General features: G+C 53.8%; 1 protein-coding gene. It reads left to right on the top strand.

The genetic code is table 11. The features are described 5' to 3' along the window. Positions 1-314: 314 nt before the first annotated feature. A complete protein-coding gene (locus tag ACFQU0_RS20585; protein ID WP_382203942.1) occupies positions 315-794 on the top strand; it encodes a hypothetical protein in 480 nt (159 codons plus the stop codon). The last annotated feature ends 48 nt before the right edge of the window (positions 795-842 follow it).

Below are 842 nucleotides of genomic sequence, written 5' to 3'. Positions count from 1 at the left end.
ATGCCTACGTGCATGTCGAGACAACACCCGAAACGGTTTGAGAATCAAACCAGTACCCGTCCACGGAAGTGGGTCAACTCCAACTCCAACTCCCTGAGATTGCGGACGATGGCTATCCCATCGCAAAGCATGTCGTTAGCGTGCTGCAAGATAGCTCCTGGATCGACACCCCTATTGGAGTCGTTTCATATAGCCCTGCGACGTTCTCGCCCTCTACCCCGAATATCACCGAGAGCCACTTCTTTACAAAACGTGCAGCCCGACCTTCGAAGCCAGCATCACTCGACTCCAGCTTCTACGCGAAGTGGCGCGAGATGAGTCTCGATGAGATGTTCTGCTTGCTACGGTATTCCTACGACGAGACTCGTCAACCGACGAGCAGTGGCGGCACTGTCCGGGACCGCGCCTTTGAACGCCTTTGGAAGGACATCCAAGCGGGCAAGCTCTTACATCCCGGGGGTGGGGTGCGCCATTACTCTGACACGCTCGCATCTAAAATCGCGGTCGGCAAGAACTATAGAAACTTTCTCTTCCACATTGGCTGGACTGAATCCGACGGAGCGCTAACAAAACAGGGCCTCGAGGCGCTCCATATTGGGACACTCTACGGTCCCGAGTCACGACCTTTCATGGATGCAACGGCTCGCAGCCTTCTCCTTGAGGGGAAGCACTTAATTCTATTCAACGCAATTGAGGAGTTTCAAGCCTCACTCAAAACGGTGCCAGATGAGACTGTATGGCTGGATGCTGTTGAGGATGCCCTAGTGTGCTGTCCCGTTATTTTCTGGCATTAATCCTGCATGCCAATGCGGTATCTTGGGAACGGAGATACCGCCATGAGA

The organism is Hydrogenophaga defluvii (assembly GCF_042665235.1).
GTDB classification, from domain to species: domain Bacteria; phylum Pseudomonadota; class Gammaproteobacteria; order Burkholderiales; family Burkholderiaceae_C; genus Hydrogenophaga; species Hydrogenophaga defluvii_A.
The sequence above is the reverse complement of the archived record's forward strand: the minus strand, read 5'-3'. Positions and strand labels throughout refer to the sequence as shown.